The organism is Enterobacter sichuanensis, from assembly GCF_002939185.1.
GTDB lineage: Bacteria > Pseudomonadota > Gammaproteobacteria > Enterobacterales > Enterobacteriaceae > Enterobacter > Enterobacter sichuanensis.
In genome coordinates, this window is the sequence record NZ_POVL01000001.1 from 74821 (window position 1) to 90866 (window position 16046).

The following is a 16046-nucleotide window of genomic DNA, read 5'->3' on the forward strand; positions in this document are numbered from 1 at the left end:
AAAGCGCTAAACAATACCACCAGAACGGATACGGCTCAAGGAAGGCGGGAGGGCTGAAACGGTTAATGGGGGGAGATAATTTGGGATAGTGCGGCCTGGTGCCCTCACCCCGGCCCTCTCCCACGGGGAGAGGGAGAAGACCAGGAGAGGCGTGGTTAATTACGCCAGCAGCAGCGCATTCACACGTTTAATGAACAGGTTAGGATCTTCAAGCGTGCCACGCTCGGCCAGCAGAGACTGGTCCAGCAGCAGCTCAACCCACTCGGCAAAGCGGGCTTCGTCCTGGGTATCCGCTGCGCGTTTCACCAGAGGATGATCCGGGTTCAGCTCGAAAATATATTTCACTTCCGGCACCGCCTGGCCCGCAGCCGCGAACAGCTTCGCCATCTGGGTGCTCATTTCATCGGCATCGGTGGTGACAATGGCCGGAGTGTCGGTCAGACGGTGAGTGAAACGCACCTCTTTTACGCGCTCGCCCAGCAGCGTTTTCACGCGCTCAATGAACGGCTCCAGCGCCTTCTCGGCTTCTTTCGCATTTTCATCAACTTCATCTGCCAGCTTGTCGATGGACTCGTCCGCCTTAGCAACAGACTGGAACGCCTTACCGTCGAACTCGGTCAGGTAGTTCATCATCCATTCGTCAATGCGGTCGGACAGCAGCAGTACTTCGATGCCTTTCTTGCGCAACAGCTCCAGGTGCGGGCTGCTCTTCGCCGCGGCGTAGCTGTCAGCAGTGATGTAGTAGATCTTCTCCTGCCCTTCTTTCATGCGGGAGATGTACTCTTCCAGCGACACGGTCTGCGCGGAGGAGTCGGTATGCGTAGAGGCAAAGCGCAGCAGTTTAGCGATAGTTTCAACGTTCGCCATGTCTTCAGCTGGGCCTTCTTTCAGCACCAGACCGAACTGTTTCCAGAAGGTCTGATATTTTTCCGCATCGTCTTTCGCCAGTTTTTCCAGCATCTGCAGCGCACGTTTGGTCAGGGCGTTGCGCAAGTTACGGGTGACGGTGCTGTCCTGCAGAATTTCGCGGGAGACGTTCAGCGGCAGATCGTTGGAATCTATCAGGCCGCGCACAAAGCGCAGGTAGTTCGGCATGAACTGCTCGGCATCGTCCATGATGAAGACGCGCTGCACGTACAGCTTCAGGCCGTGCTTGTGATCGCGGTTCCACATGTCCCACGGCGCCTGCGCCGGGATGTACAGCAGGCTGGTGTACTCCTGCTTACCTTCCACGCGGTTGTGGCTCCAGGTCAGCGGGTCGGTAAAGTCGTGGGCGATGTGCTTGTAGAACTCATTGTACTCGTCGTCCTTGATTTCAGCCTTGTTGCGCGTCCACAGCGCCTGCGCCTTGTTGATTTTCTCCCAGGAAACGATGGTTTCACCGTCTTTCTCTTCCTGTTTTTCAATCTCAACCGGCAGCGCGATGTGATCGGAGTACTTGCTGATGATGGAGCGTACGCGCCAGTCGTTCAGGAAATCATCTTCCCCTTCACGCAGATGCAGGGTGATTTCGGTCCCGCGATCCGCTTTGGTGATGTCATCAACGGTGTATTCGCCTTCACCTTTCGATTCCCACAGCACGCCATTCTCCGCGCTGTCGCCCGCCGCGCGGGTGCGCACGGTGACTTTGTCCGCCACGATGAACGCCGAGTAGAAACCCACACCGAACTGACCGATCAGCTGGCTGTCTTTCGCCTGGTCAGAGCCCATGGACTCGAGGAACGCTTTGGTGCCGGATTTCGCGATGGTCCCGAGGTGGTCGATCACCTCGTCGCGGTTCATCCCGATGCCGTTATCGGCGATAGTCAGAGTGCGGTTCTCTTTATTGAAAGAGACGCGCACGCGCAGCTCACCGTCGCCTTCGTACAGATCCGGGTTAGACAGCGCGCGGAAGCGCAACTTGTCCGCCGCATCGGAGGCGTTGGAAATCAGCTCACGCAGAAAAATTTCTTTGTTGGAATACAGGGAATGGATCATCAGGTGCAGAAGCTGTTTTACTTCTGACTGGAAACCGCGGGTTTCTTGTCCTTTCATCTATGTCGACCTCAACAATGCCATTTAATGGGGTTTTAAAACGTTGAGGGAGAGATGGGGATAAGGGGGGAAATTTTCAAGCGAAGGCGGCAAACGCCGCCTCCGTTTGGTCAGAAAATAATCTTGTGACGTCCTGCCAGAGAGTGGGACAACGTGGTGCCGTCCACCATCTCCAGCTCTCCGCCGACCGGTACGCCGTGGGCGATGCGGCTGGCGTCAACGCCATACTGCGCACACAGCTCAGCGATGTAGTTGGCTGTAGCTTCCCCTTCCACCGTGGGGTTGGTGGCGAGGATCACCTCTTTGATCGTTTCGGACTCAAGACGCTGTTCAAGGCGGTCAAGACCGATATCGTCCGGGCCAATACCGTCCAGCGGGGAGAGATGCCCCATCAGCACGAAATAGCGGCCGGAAAACTGCCCGGTTTGTTCGATGGCGTAGATGTCCGCCGGACTCTCCACCACGCAAATCTGACCGTTTTCCTGACGACGCGGGTTCGTGCAGATGTTACAAACATCCTGCTCGGTAAAGGTACGGCAATCCGCACAGTGACCAATCTCTGACATGGCGCGGGTTAAAGCCTGCGCCAGGCGCATCCCGCCGCTGCGGTCGCGCTGCAATAGCGTAAACGCCATGCGCTGCGCTGACTTCGGGCCAACGCCCGGCAGGCAGCGCAGTGCTTCCATTAACTGCGTGAGCAGCGGACTGGTTTGCATCAGAATGGCATCTTGAAGCCAGGCGGCAGTTGCATACCGCTGGAAACGGAGGCCATTTTCTCTTTCTGAGTTTCGTCGATACGGCGCGCAGCATCGTTAAACGCGGCGGCTACCAGATCTTCCAGCATCTCTTTGTCGTCTTCGAGCAGGCTCGGGTCGATTTCAACGCGACGGCAGTTGTGCGCACCGTTGATGGTCACTTTGACCAGACCGGCACCGGATTCACCCGTGACTTCCAGCTGAGCGATCTCTTCCTGCATCTTCTGCATTTTTTCCTGCATCTGCTGAGCCTGCTTCATCAGGCCACCCAGACCGCCTTTTCCACCAAACATAGGCTTCTCTCTTCTTTCACGTTTAAGGATTACAACCGTAAGTCAGACTCACGATCAAATGGGGCGAATACTCTCTTCATCCAGATCGGCGTCGAAGAACCGGCGCAGGGTCTGAATGTTGTTATCCGCAATAATCGCCTCGCGCGCCTGCGCGAGCTTCTCTTCATAAATGGCCTGACGCCACTCCAGCGGCGTTTTCACCGCCGGATTATCATCTTCAATGATAGTCAATTCAACCGGTGAACCCTGTAAAGCGGCCAGCGCCTCGGCCAGCGCCTTTTGCGCACCGGGTGAATTCAGGTGGCGTTGACCCGGACGCAGGTGCAAACGCACCTGATTGCCGTCCTGCTCTTTCCAGGCATTCAGCGCGACCTGCTCGACCAGCTTCGGCAACTGAAGCTGGCTGACCTCAGCGGCCCAGGCGTCGCGCGCAATAGCCTCTTCGGCAAGCTTCGCGGCCAGCTCCGGCGTTTTTTCATGCTCCAGCGCCTTTTTCAGCGCTTTCGGCGTGGCAACCACTTCCTTGACCGTTTCGACAACGGTGGTCGCCTTCCAGCGGTAAGCCTCTTCTTTCACCGGGGCTTTCTGCTCGAGCGCGGACGGTGCCGGACGCGACTGTACGCGCTCCGTTACCGAGGCCAGTCGTTCAAGCGCGGCGTTGTTCACCGGCCGCGCTCTTCCTGGCGCTGCCGGTTCACTCTTTTTTGGTTTGGTTACTCCCTGGGCACGCTGCAGTTGGCTGCGTGCGGCAAGCACCGAACTGGTGGCATCCGACAGCGGCACGTTCTGCGCCGGCGGTGTCGGCTGCGGCGGTACCTGCTGCGGCGACATCACCGCCGTTGGGGCGACCGGGGCGAAAGACTGCCGTGGCGCCTCAGGCTCCGGCAGCGGCATGCGCGGGTGGAACGCCAGCGCGCGCAGCAGCGTCATTTCAACGCCCATCCTCGGGTCCGGCGCGAACGGTAACTCTTTACGGCCAATCAGCAGCGTCTGGTAGTAGAGCTGCACGTCGGCAGGCGGCACGGTGCGGGCAAGCTCACGCATCCGCTGTTCAATAGCGGCCATATCCGCACCGATGGCCGACGGAGAAAGCTGCAGCATTGCCACGCGGTGCAGCAGGCTAAGCATCTCAACCAGCAGCCCTTCCCATTCAATACCCCGTGCGGCTGCCGCATTCACCTGCGACATTACGCGTTCACCGTTGGCGGCAATCATCGCCTCAATAAGCGAAAGCGCCTGATCGTCATCCAGCGTACCGAGCATGGTGCTGACCGCGTCAGTCGAGAGCTTGCCGTCACCGCTGGCAATCGCCTGGTCGGTGAGGCTTAACGCATCACGCAGGCTGCCGTCTGCGGCGCGGGCCAGCAGCTGCAGGGCGCGCGGTTCGTGGACAATTTTCTCTTCGTCAAGAATGTGCTCAAGCTGCGTGCGGATCTGCTCAACGTCCAGCGCCTTCAGATGGAACTGCAGGCAGCGGGACAAGATCGTGACCGGCAGCTTTTGCGGATCGGTGGTCGCCAGCAGGAATTTCACGTGCGCAGGCGGCTCTTCCAGCGTTTTCAGCAGGGCGTTGAAGCTGTGGCGGGACAGCATGTGCACTTCATCGATCAGGTAGACCTTGAAGCGGCCGCGCGCCGGGGCGTACTGGACGTTGTCCAGCAGGTCGCGGGTATCCTCAACTTTGGTGCGCGAGGCGGCGTCGATCTCGATCAGATCGACAAAACGCCCCTGCTCGATCTCCCGGCAGTTATCACACACGCCGCAGGGGGTGGCGGTGATCCCGGTTTCGCAGTTAAGACCTTTTGCCAGCAAACGGGCAATAGAGGTCTTACCGACGCCGCGGGTGCCGGAGAAAAGATAAGCGTGATGGATGCGACCTAGCGACAAGCCGTTCGCCAGGGCCGTCAGCACATGCTCCTGACCGACAACGTCAGCAAAGGTTTGTGGTCGCCATTTACGGGCTAACACCTGATAACTCATGGGCAGGCTCTGCAACGCTGGAAGGTGAATTTATGGAGGGGAATGCTATCACAACCTCACCCATTGAGCGAGGTTGTGAAAACCGGGATTAATGACCCGGGAAAGGCACCAGGCTGTAACTGGTAATGCCCTGTTTTTCCAGGCGCTGCTCACCGCCGAGATCGAACAGGTTGATGATGAAGGCCGCGTCGGTCACTTCGCCACCCAGACGACGAATCAGCTTCACGGTTGCTTCGATAGTGCCGCCGGTTGCCAGCAGGTCGTCAACCACTAGCACTTTGTCGCCAGGCTTGATCGCATCAACGTGGATCTCCAGCTGATCGGTGCCGTACTCCAGCTCATAGCTCTCGGCGATGGTTTCACGCGGCAGCTTGCGCGGTTTACGCACTGGCACAAACCCTACGCCCATCGCCAGCGCAACCGGTGCGCCAAACAGGAAGCCGCGGGCTTCGGTACCTACTACTTTGGTGATCCCGGCGTTTTTATAACGCTCGACCAACAGTTCAATGCTGAGGGCGTACGCTTTCGGGTCTTCCAGCAAGCTGGTGACATCACGGAAAAGAATGCCAGGCTTTGGATAGTCCTGGATGCTTTTGATGCTGTTTTTCAGATATTCAAGCTGCTGTGCAGTTGCGGTCATCGGTTTTGCCTAAATGAAACAGTGTTACTCACGGCGCGCAACGAGTCGGCCAAGGCAACAATTGTTTAACCTTTGACCAGGCGCACCTGTGCTCGAAAACGGTCGAATTTACTGGCTGCGCGTGATAATTGCAACAGCCATGATGAGGCTTCAGTGCTTTTGTTGCTTTTCATCAACCACGGGGATCCGCCACATGAAGATGAGCAGACAGGTGAGTATGACCAGCAACAGGATCCGCACCCACAGCATTTTCACCAGCCATAAAGACATCGCGAAGGTGATGAGGATCACCGCGATCGCGCGCGGCTTCGCACCGGGCGGCATGGCCCGGTGTTTTTGCCAGTGCCGCAAATAGCCACCAAACCACGAGCGATACAGCAGCCAGTGGTGAAAACGCGGTGACGAGCGGGCGAAGCACCAGGCCGCCAGCAGGATAAACGGCGTGGTCGGCAGTAGGGGCAAAACCACGCCCAGCGTGCCAAGCACTACCGCGAGCCAGCCAATGATGATTAAAATAGTACGCTGCATAATGCGAATCGTTATCAAACTGAACGGCTACTTTACCACTGGAGAGCGCCTTGAAAACAGCCTTGCTTCTGGAGATGCTGCAAAAACAGCTGAGCGCCCTGCGAGCCGAGGCCAGCCCTCTGCTGGGGCACGCCACGCTGAAGCCGCGCTTTGACCGGCAGCTTTTTCGTACCCGCAGTACAGTAATCGAGGAATATATTGCGGAAGCGCAGACGAATCTCGACGAGCTGCGCCATGCCGCTGAGCGTGAACAGCCTGAACAGGTGGCATGGCTCGCTGAGCATCTCACTGAGCAGATTACCGCCCTGCACCGCGAAATTGCCGCCTGGCCGCTGCGCGCCTGGGACAGTGCCTCGCCGGGGCTCGGCAAATGGCAGCGAAAGCGGCTGGAAAATCAGGAGTTTGAACGCCGGCTGTTTGAGATGAAGCGCGAACGCGAAGTGCGGCTGAACAACAGCGAAACGCTGGAAGAGCAGCAGCTATTGATGCGCGAGATTGGCGCGCTGGAAGGTCGCATCGTCCGCTGCCGTCAGGCGCTGGAGGAGATTGAGCGCGTCATTGAACGTTTGACCCGTTAACAGGAGCCATACTTATGTCACTGGAAAATGCACCCGATGAGGTCAAACTGGCCGTCGATTTGATTATGCTGCTGGAGAATCATGAGATCCCTGCAGAAACGGTACTGAAGGCGCTGGAGATTGTGCGTCGGGATTTTGAGGGAAAACTTTCCCCTCACCCTACCCTCTCCCCAGAGGGGAGAGGGTAAAAGCAGCCCGCACCCGATTATTCTCTCTCCCTTCAAGGGAGAGGGTTAGGATGAGGGTCGTCTCCCTTAATCTCGCGCTTCACTTCCGTATGCTCATCACCTTTTTCATTACGCAGGTGAACCTCAAGCTGGTTGAAGGCGATATTAATATCGTTTTCACGACACAGGCGATCGATAGAACGGTTCAGCTCATCCACCGTGTAGCTGCGGTCACGCAGTTCACGCACGTATAAACGCAGTTCATGATCCAGCGTGCTCGGCCCAAAGGTGGTGAAGAACACTGCCGGGGCCGGATCGTGCATCACTTTCGGATGTTCCGACGCCGCCTTGAGCAGCACCTCTTTCACCTTCTCCAGATCCGATCCATACGCCACGCCCAGGCGGATCACCACGCGCGTCACCGTGTCGGAGAGCGACCAGTTGATCAGACGCTCGGTCACAAACGCCTTGTTCGGGATGATCACCTCTTTACGATCGAAGTCGGTGATGGTGGTGGCACGAATACGGATCTTGCTGACCGTACCGGAGAAAGTGCCGATGGTGACGGTATCGCCGATACGCACCGGACGTTCGAACAGGATAATCAGACCAGAGACAAAGTTACCGAAGATCTCCTGCAGACCAAAACCCAGACCGACCGAGAGCGCGGCTGCCAGCCACTGCAGTTTGTCCCACGACACGCCAAGCGAGCCAAAGACCGTCATCGCCCCCACAATAATGATGACGTAGTTGAGGATCGTGGTAATGGCGTACGAGGCCCCCTGGCGCAGATTCAGACGCGACAGAACCAGCACTTCCAGCAGGCCCGGCAGGTTGCGAATCAGTGCCCAGGCCACGACCGACGACACCAGAGCAAACAGCAGGCTACCCATGGTCACGCTTTTCATGACCGCCGCGCCGGCTTCGGTTCCGTTGTATTGCCAGAGGGTAATGCTGTCGAGATAGGCGAAAACGGTAATAAGATCGGACCAGATTGCCCAGAACATCACGGCAAACAGCGCGATCATCACCAGCATGGTGATACGCAGCGTCTGCTGGTTAACCTGCTCCAGCGCGATGGTCGGCTCTTCCTGTGGCTCAGCCCCTTCGGCCCCCTCTTTCACCTGATGCTGACGACGCGCGATGGCGCGGCGATAGGCAATGCGACGGGCCGCTACGCTCAGGCCTCGCAGCACGGTCTGGTAGAGCAGATTCCAGACGATCACCAGATAGACCGTTTCAATCCAGCGTCCGGACAGGCGCAGCGTGGTATAGAAGTAGCCCGTCGCCGTAAGCACCATCAGCGCCAGCGGAATGATCGCCAGCACCGTCACGGTGGCCAGACGAATATTGTGGGACTCTTTATCACGCCAGCTGTCGCGGCACATCGGCCACATCAGGATAGCAATCAGCAGCAGGTTCAGCAGGATGACCAGCTGGCCCAGCACATCATCCATCAGATGCAGCGGGGAAAGTTCAGAGACAACCGACCAGAAGTGCAGCGGCAGGAGCGCCAGGCTGATGCGCACAATCTGACGACGCCAGTGGCTGGTCAGCTGGGCAGGCATGTTGAAATGACGCACGGCCACGCCGTCTTTTTCCAGCACCTTCCAGCACACGCCGAACACCAGCCAGAACAGCGCCAGTTTTTTACTGAACGCCCACAGCAGATCGCTGACGTTAAGCTGCATGGTAAGCAGGATCAGCCCCACCGCCAGGATAATCAGGCATACCGGCAGGGCACGAATGAGGTCGATCAGAATCGCTTTTGGCGTATGCAGCTGGCTATCGTTTCGCAGTTGCCCCACTTCAGACGCCAGTTTGGCCTGGTATTTTTTCAGCCAGCCCAGACGCCAGCGAATCAGACCCGCGATCAGCAGCAGCGGTAACCCCGCCAGGAAGGCAATCATCACCGCAGGCCAGGCTTTCTCCCAGTTCACGGTGATTTTCATGCTCTTGATCTGCGTTTTCAGCGTCTCCGGGAAGGATTTCACCCAGTCCCAGTCCATCGGTTTATTGCTGTTTACCCAGAAAATCTGCTGGGTCAGGATCTCCTGCAGGCTTTTCGAGACGCTCACCAGCTGCTGCTGGTTGATTTGCAGGTTAATGGCCATCATCAGCTGGTTGCCCAGCTGTTTGTTGAGCTGGTCCAGCAGCTCGCGACGCATATCGACGACCTGGAGCAGCGCATCGTGCACTTCCGGGTTCACGTCGCTGGAATGGCCTTCTTCAATTTTGGCGACAAAGGCATCGCTCTGGAACAGGGCATCGCGCTGCTGGTTAACGTCGAATTGTTCCAGACGTAAATCCGCAATGCGGTTGGTCATGTCCTCCAGTTCATCGGCGGACGGGAGCGTCTGCTGCTGCTGGTAGAGAATACGCGACAGCAGGAGGCTGCCTTTAAGGACCGCGATCTGCTCTTTGATATTGCGTTCCGCCTGCAGCGCACGATCCAGCCAGTTTTTAACTTTGATATTTTGCTGAACCAGCGAGTTGCCGTTTTCTGTCGCCAGTATCAGGCGCTGGCTAAGCTGATGATTAGCCTCAAGCTCCTGCTTCACCAGCGGGTTCGCCTGGATGCGGGCGGTTTCGTCAGGTGAGACGGCCTCCTGGGCGGTTTTTTCCGTCAGCGTCAGACGCTTGCTGTTAACCGCCTCCTGCAACAGCTGAAGCTGGTGTTCCAGGCGATTAATATTTGCGGTGACGTAATCACGCTGCTTCTGCAGCGTATCCTGCAGCACCGTGTTCCCTTCCAGGCTTTTGCGCTGCTGTTCGATCTGCGCATTGAGCAAAGTCTGCTGCACCAGCAGCAGGGTTTGCTGGGTCGGACGCAGTGTGCCTTCCCCCACCGTCGTGCCATTCAGACGGTTGCGAATTTGCTGCAGCTGCTGAGACGCGGCGTACATCGCGTTTTGCACACGCTCGGGCTGGGTCTGCAGGGAGACCAGCTGGCTGTTATAGGTTGCGAGATCGGATTGCGCGGTTTGCAGGTCGTCGAGTAACTGCGCAACGCGCGATTCCAGCTGACGCAGGGAGAGCGTCGAGAGCGTTTTGCGCGTTTCGTCGTCGTTATCGACGTCACTCAGGGCATTCAGCGATTCCGTCGCTTTACGCATATTTTCAGGGGCCTGCGCCACCTTCTGACGAAGCTGGGCGGTTTCGGCTTTGACACGCTCAATTTTATCCAGCGTTTCCAGCGTTTCCGTTAAATCCTGCTGGATAAGCTTATCCTGAGGAGAGAGGTCTTTCTGTTTGTTCAGAGTGTCGAGTTGCGACTGAACATCGGCACGCGAGGGGATATCATTGCTGTTATCGGCGCGGGCCCAGGTCAGCGGCGCCGTAGCGAAGAAAAACAGCATCGCAAAGAGCAATGCAAAAACAGGATGTTGCGAGCGATTGATGGGCAGCATAATTGTGAATGATGTCAGAAGATGACCGAAAATAGTCCGGCGTGAAGAATATCACGCTCGCCTGAAGCAGAATAGCGCGAACGTTATCCTCTGAGATAAATCCTGGAAAGGCCTCAGGCAGTTAGCGAAGGCGCATCGCTGCGCAGCGTCGGACAGAACTGTAGCATTTCCAGTAAAATCGCGACGTAGCTGCGGGCTTCCGCTTTGAGGTCAAAGGATTGCGGCGCAAAGAGCCAGTTTTCCATCAGACCGGAAATGTAGCTGCGCATCAGGATAGCCGCCCGGCGGGTGAACAGATTGGCCGGTAACAGTTTTGCCTCCATGCACAGCCGCAGGTTGTGCTCAATACGGTCATAACTTTCCAGGCTAAGGCTGCGCTGCGCCTGCTGCACCACCGCCATCTCGCCCACGAACTCGCATTTATGGAAGATAATTTCCATCATTAACCTGCGACGTTCTTCAACTACCGTCGCTTCAAGGATATATACTAATATTTCTCTTAATACTGAGAGTGGATCGTCAGGGAATTTTGCCCGATACTCACTCTCGAGATCGCTAATGCTGGACTCTGAAAGCTCCCAGATTTCACTGAACAGATCTGACTTGTCTTTAAAATGCCAGTAAATCGCTCCCCGCGTCACACCGGCAGCCTGAGCAATTTGAGCCAGCGAGGTGGATGACACCCCCTGCTGGGAAAACGAACGTATTGCCACATCCAGAATGTGTTGTCGGGTTTCCAGCGCTTGTTGTTTGGTTTTTCGTGCCATAGGTGAGTGAATTTACAGGAGTCAGATTTACATACATTTGTGAATGTATGTACCATAGCATGACGATAATATAAACGCAGCAATGGGTTTTTGGACTCAGGACCATTGATCAATTTGAAATCGGACACTCGAGGTTTACATATGAACAAAAACAGAGGGTTAACGCCTCTGGCGGTCGTTCTGATGCTCTCAGGCAGCTTAGCGCTAACAGGATGTGACGACAAACCGGCTCAACAAGGAGCTCAGCAGGCGCCAGAAGTCGGCGTCGTGACGCTCAAATCTGAACCTCTACAAATCACCACCGAATTACCCGGCCGTACCAGTGCTTACCGCATTGCGGAAGTGCGTCCTCAGGTTAGCGGCATTATCCTGAAACGTAACTTTACTGAAGGCGGTGATGTACAGGCCGGTGAGTCTCTGTATCAGATTGATCCTGCAACCTATCAGGCATCGTATGAAAGCGCGAAAGGCGACCTGGCGAAAGCGCAAGCCGCAGCCAAAATTGCCCAGCTGACGCTGAACCGTTACCAGAAACTGCTCGGGACTAAGTACATCAGCCAACAGGATTATGATACTGCCCTGGCGGATGCCCAGCAGGCAAACGCGGCTGTGGTAGCAGCAAAAGCGGCCGTTGAAACCGCGCGCATCAACCTGGCCTATACCAAAGTGACCTCCCCTATCAGCGGTCGTATTGGTAAGTCTTCCGTGACGGAAGGGGCGCTGGTGCAGAACGGCCAGAGCTCGGCGCTGGCGACCGTACAGCAGCTTGATCCGATCTACGTTGACGTTACGCAGTCCAGCAACGACTTCCTGCGTCTGAAACAGGAGCTGGCTAACGGCACCCTGAAACAGGAAAACGGCAAAGCCAAAGTGGAGCTGATTACCAACGACGGTATCAAGTTCCCACAGGAAGGTACCCTGGAGTTCTCTGATGTGACGGTCGACCAGACCACCGGTTCCATCACCTTACGTGCGATTTTCCCGAATCCTGACAAAAATCTGCTGCCAGGGATGTTTGTTCGCGCACGTCTGGAAGAAGGAACGAATCCAACCGCCCTTCTGGTTCCACAACAGGGTGTGACCCGTACGCCGCGCGGCGATGCGAGCGCACTGGTTGTTGGGGCAGATGACAAAGTTGAAATGCGCAATATCACCGCCACCCAGGCGATTGGCGATAAATGGCTGGTGACGGAAGGTCTGAAAGATGGCGATCGCGTGATTGTTACTGGTTTGCAAAAAGTTCGTCCTGGCGCGCAGGTTAAAGCACAGGAAGTGAAATCTGACGATAAACAACAAGCTTCGGCCGCTGGCCAGTCAGAACAAACCAAGTCTTAACTTAAACAGGAGCCGTTAAGACATGCCTAATTTCTTTATCGATCGCCCCATATTTGCGTGGGTGATCGCCATTATCATCATGCTGGCTGGGGGACTTGCGATCCTGAAGCTGCCTGTCGCGCAATATCCAACGATTGCGCCTCCGGCGGTGACAATTTCCGCAACCTATCCAGGGGCTGATGCGAAAACGGTGCAGGACACCGTGACGCAGGTTATCGAACAGAACATGAACGGTATCGATAACCTGATGTACATGTCCTCAAACAGTGACTCAACCGGTACCGTGCAGATCACCCTGACCTTCGAGTCAGGTACGGATGCTGACATTGCGCAGGTTCAGGTGCAGAACAAGCTGCAGCTGGCGATGCCATTGCTGCCGCAGGAAGTGCAACAGCAGGGCGTGAGCGTCGAGAAATCGTCCAGTAGCTTCCTGATGGTTGTCGGCGTTATCAACACCAACGGCACCATGACGCAGGAGGATATTTCCGACTACGTGGGCGCCAACATGAAGGACGCCATCAGCCGTACCTCCGGTGTGGGTGACGTGCAGCTGTTCGGTTCCCAGTACGCGATGCGTATCTGGATGGATCCGAACAAACTGAACAACTTCCAGTTGACCCCGGTTGACGTGATTAACGCCATTAAAGCGCAGAACGCCCAGGTGGCAGCCGGCCAGTTAGGCGGCACGCCGCCGGTGAAAGGCCAGCAGCTTAACGCCTCGATCATCGCGCAAACCCGTCTGACCTCCGCTGATGAGTTCAGCAAAATTCTGCTGAAAGTGAATCAGGACGGTTCGCAGGTTCGCCTGCGCGACGTGGCGAAAGTTGAGTTGGGCGGTGAGAACTACGACATCATCGCGAAGTTCAACGGTAAACCAGCTTCGGGTCTGGGTATCAAACTGGCGACAGGCGCTAACGCCCTGGACACCGCCACGGCGATCCGTGCAGAACTGAAGAAAATGGAACCGTTCTTCCCGTCAGGTCTGAAGATCGTTTATCCGTACGACACCACGCCGTTCGTTAAAATCTCGATCCACGAAGTGGTGAAGACGCTGGCAGAAGCGATCATTCTGGTCTTCCTGGTAATGTATCTGTTCCTGCAAAACTTCCGTGCGACGCTTATCCCAACTATCGCCGTTCCGGTCGTTCTGCTGGGGACATTTGCCATTCTCGCGGCCTTTGGCTTCTCGATAAACACCCTGACGATGTTCGGGATGGTGCTCGCCATCGGCTTGCTGGTGGATGACGCCATCGTTGTGGTAGAAAACGTCGAGCGTGTCATGGCGGAGGAAGGTCTACCGCCGAAAGAAGCGACCCGTAAATCAATGGGTCAGATCCAGGGCGCGCTGGTCGGTATTGCGATGGTCCTGTCTGCGGTATTTATCCCGATGGCCTTCTTCGGGGGCTCTACCGGTGCGATTTACCGTCAGTTCTCGATTACCATCGTCTCGGCGATGGCGCTGTCGGTGCTGGTGGCGTTGATCCTGACGCCTGCGCTGTGTGCCACAATGCTGAAGCCGATTCAGAAAGGCGGCCATGGCGAGCACAAAGGGTTCTTCGGCTGGTTTAACCGCATGTTTGATAAGAGCACGCACCACTACACCGACAGCGTGGGTAACATCCTGCGCAGCACCGGTCGTTATCTGCTGCTCTATATCATCATCGTGGTAGGCATGGCTTTCCTGTTCGTTCGTCTGCCAAGCTCGTTCCTGCCGGATGAAGACCAGGGCGTGTTCCTGACGATGGCACAGCTTCCGGCGGGTGCGTCGCAAGAGCGTACCCAAAAAGTGCTGGATGAAGTGACGGACTACTACCTCACCAAAGAGAAAGCCAACGTTGAGTCCGTGTTTGCGGTTAACGGCTTTGGTTTTGCGGGTCGTGGCCAGAACACCGGTATCGCCTTCGTCTCTCTGAAAGACTGGGCGGAACGCCCGGGTAAAGAGAACAAAGTTGAGGCCATTACCGGCCGTGCAATGGGCACCTTCTCGCAAATTAAAGATGCGATGGTCTTCGCCTTCAACCTGCCAGCGATTGTTGAACTGGGTACCGCGACCGGTTTCGACTTCCAGCTGATCGACCAGGGCGGTCTGGGTCACGAAAAACTGACGCAGGCGCGTAACCAGTTGTTTGGTGAAGTCGCGAAACATCCTGACCTGCTGGTCGGCGTGCGTCCAAACGGCCTGGAAGATACGCCGCAGTTCAAAATCGACATCGACCAGGAGAAAGCTCAGGCGCTGGGCGTGTCCATCAGTGACATCAATACCACACTGGGTGCAGCCTGGGGCGGTAGCTACGTTAACGACTTCATCGACCGCGGTCGTGTGAAGAAAGTGTACGTGATGTCAGAAGCGCAATACCGTATGTTGCCGAACGATATCAATAACTGGTTCGTGCGTGGCAGCAACGGTCAGATGGTGCCGTTCTCGGCGTTCTCTACGTCGCGCTGGGAGTATGGTTCACCGCGTCTGGAACGCTATAACGGTCTGCCATCTATGGAGATCCTGGGTCAGGCCGCGCCGGGCCGAAGCACCGGTGAAGCCATGAACCTGATGGAAGAGCTGGCAAGCAAACTGCCTTCGGGTATCGGCTATGACTGGACCGGTATGTCCTATCAGGAACGTCTGTCCGGTAACCAGGCCCCTGCTCTGTACGCCATTTCACTGATTGTGGTCTTCCTGTGTCTGGCGGCACTGTATGAGAGCTGGTCGATTCCGTTCTCGGTTATGCTGGTGGTGCCACTCGGGGTTATCGGTGCGCTGCTTGCGGCGACGTTCCGTGGACTGACCAACGACGTGTACTTCCAGGTAGGCCTGCTGACAACCATTGGCTTGTCGGCGAAGAACGCGATACTTATCGTCGAATTCGCCAAAGATCTGATGGAGAAAGAAGGCAAAGGTCTGATTGAGGCGACGCTGGAGGCGGTTCGTATGCGTCTGCGCCCTATCCTGATGACGTCCCTGGCGTTTATCCTCGGCGTACTGCCGCTGGTTATCAGCTCCGGTGCGGGCTCCGGCGCGCAGAACGCGGTTGGTACAGGGGTTATGGGCGGTATGATCACCGCGACCGTACTGGCTATCTTCTTCGTACCGGTGTTCTTCGTGGTGGTTCGCCGCCGCTTCAGCCGTAAGAATGAAGATATTGAGCACAGTCATTCGGTAGAACCTCACTGATACCGGTTCCACATGATAAAAAGGCCGCATTCGCGGCCTTTTTCATTTTCAGAAAAAAATCATAAATTACGCTTATTGTCGTTCCATTTATTTTCTGCCATCTTAATTAGACATATCATAATTAACGGATAACTTAATCGGTGAATTCAGGATTTTTTTAATTTCATTTCCCCGCTTAAGTTGTTAGGAATATTCCTAATAAGAAGTTCTGACAAAGAGAACTCCGGAACTGAACTTTTCTCGTTGTTTACGCTAAGCCAATGAAAGGTAAGGAAGCGATAAAAAGCCAGTGTTAATTGGGTTCAAAAAGTTCTCTTCTGGAGGAACAATTGCGTTAACGCTCGCAGTCTGCAGTTTTATTTGTAATTTTTCGTAATAGCGCGATGAAAT

At 56.0% G+C, this 16046-nt stretch carries 12 protein-coding genes and 1 other annotated feature; of the genes, 4 read left to right on the forward strand and 8 right to left on the reverse strand.

Annotation, left to right across the window (positions count from 1 at the left end; all coding sequences use genetic code 11):
- Window positions 1–159: 159 nt before the first annotated feature.
- From htpG to C5687_RS00390, 6 genes are all read right to left on the reverse strand, one after another.
- Window positions 160–2034 (reverse strand): molecular chaperone HtpG, encoded by a 1875-nt coding sequence (htpG, locus tag C5687_RS00360; protein ID WP_045286616.1) that lies wholly within the window; start codon window positions 2032–2034, stop codon window positions 160–162.
- Window positions 2035–2144: 110 nt separating this feature from the next.
- Window positions 2145–2750 (reverse strand): recombination mediator RecR, encoded by a 606-nt coding sequence (gene recR, locus C5687_RS00365; protein ID WP_006809843.1) that lies wholly within the window; start codon window positions 2748–2750, stop codon window positions 2145–2147.
- A complete protein-coding gene (locus tag C5687_RS00370; protein WP_003858972.1) occupies window positions 2750–3082 on the reverse strand; it encodes a YbaB/EbfC family nucleoid-associated protein in 333 nt (110 codons plus the stop codon). Before C5687_RS00370 ends, recR begins: the two co-directional genes overlap by 1 nt.
- A 54-nt stretch (window positions 3083–3136) precedes the next feature.
- Window positions 3137–5062 (reverse strand): DNA polymerase III subunit gamma/tau, encoded by a 1926-nt coding sequence (gene dnaX / locus C5687_RS00375; protein WP_094918576.1) that lies wholly within the window; start codon window positions 5060–5062, stop codon window positions 3137–3139.
- Window positions 3743–3807 (reverse strand) — a sequence feature (DnaX frameshifting element). Its footprint overlaps the gene before it by 65 nt.
- A gap of 88 nt (window positions 5063–5150) precedes the next feature.
- The gene (apt, locus tag C5687_RS00380) at window positions 5151–5702 is read right to left on the reverse strand and encodes an adenine phosphoribosyltransferase (protein ID WP_000127359.1); all 552 of its coding nucleotides are present in this window, start codon (window positions 5700–5702) and stop codon (window positions 5151–5153) included.
- Between the two features lie 150 nt (window positions 5703–5852).
- On the reverse strand, window positions 5853–6230 hold the full coding sequence (locus C5687_RS00390; RefSeq protein ID WP_025756147.1) for a DUF454 family protein: 378 nt from the start codon (window positions 6228–6230) through the stop codon (window positions 5853–5855).
- A gap of 50 nt (window positions 6231–6280) precedes the next feature.
- Between C5687_RS00390 and priC the strand changes: the two genes are divergently transcribed.
- Both priC and rsmS read left to right on the forward strand, forming a co-directional pair.
- Window positions 6281–6808: a primosomal replication protein N'' gene (priC, locus tag C5687_RS00395; RefSeq protein ID WP_104556212.1), complete on the forward strand. Its 528-nt coding sequence runs from the start codon at window positions 6281–6283 to the stop codon at window positions 6806–6808.
- Window positions 6809–6822: 14 nt separating this feature from the next.
- Window positions 6823–6996, forward strand: a complete 174-nt coding sequence (gene rsmS / locus C5687_RS00400; protein WP_053060137.1) for a pleiotropic regulatory protein RsmS — start codon at window positions 6823–6825, stop codon at window positions 6994–6996.
- Window positions 6997–7028: 32 nt separating this feature from the next.
- Here the strand turns inward: rsmS and mscK are convergent, their stop codons facing one another.
- Both mscK and acrR read right to left on the reverse strand, forming a co-directional pair.
- A complete protein-coding gene (gene mscK / locus C5687_RS00405; RefSeq protein ID WP_047957904.1) occupies window positions 7029–10385 on the reverse strand; it encodes a mechanosensitive channel MscK in 3357 nt (1118 codons plus the stop codon).
- Window positions 10386–10498: 113 nt separating this feature from the next.
- Entirely contained in the window at window positions 10499–11152 is a 654-nt protein-coding gene (acrR, locus tag C5687_RS00410) for a multidrug efflux transporter transcriptional repressor AcrR (protein WP_104556213.1), read from the reverse strand.
- Window positions 11153–11293: 141 nt separating this feature from the next.
- Between acrR and acrA the strand changes: the two genes are divergently transcribed.
- Window positions 11294–12487, forward strand: coding sequence for a multidrug efflux RND transporter periplasmic adaptor subunit AcrA (gene acrA / locus C5687_RS00415; RefSeq protein WP_047957902.1), 1194 nt, complete (start codon window positions 11294–11296; stop codon window positions 12485–12487).
- Between the two features lie 22 nt (window positions 12488–12509).
- Window positions 12510–15656: a multidrug efflux RND transporter permease subunit AcrB gene (gene acrB / locus C5687_RS00420; RefSeq protein ID WP_047957901.1), complete on the forward strand. Its 3147-nt coding sequence runs from the start codon at window positions 12510–12512 to the stop codon at window positions 15654–15656.
- The last annotated feature ends 390 nt before the right edge of the window (window positions 15657–16046 follow it).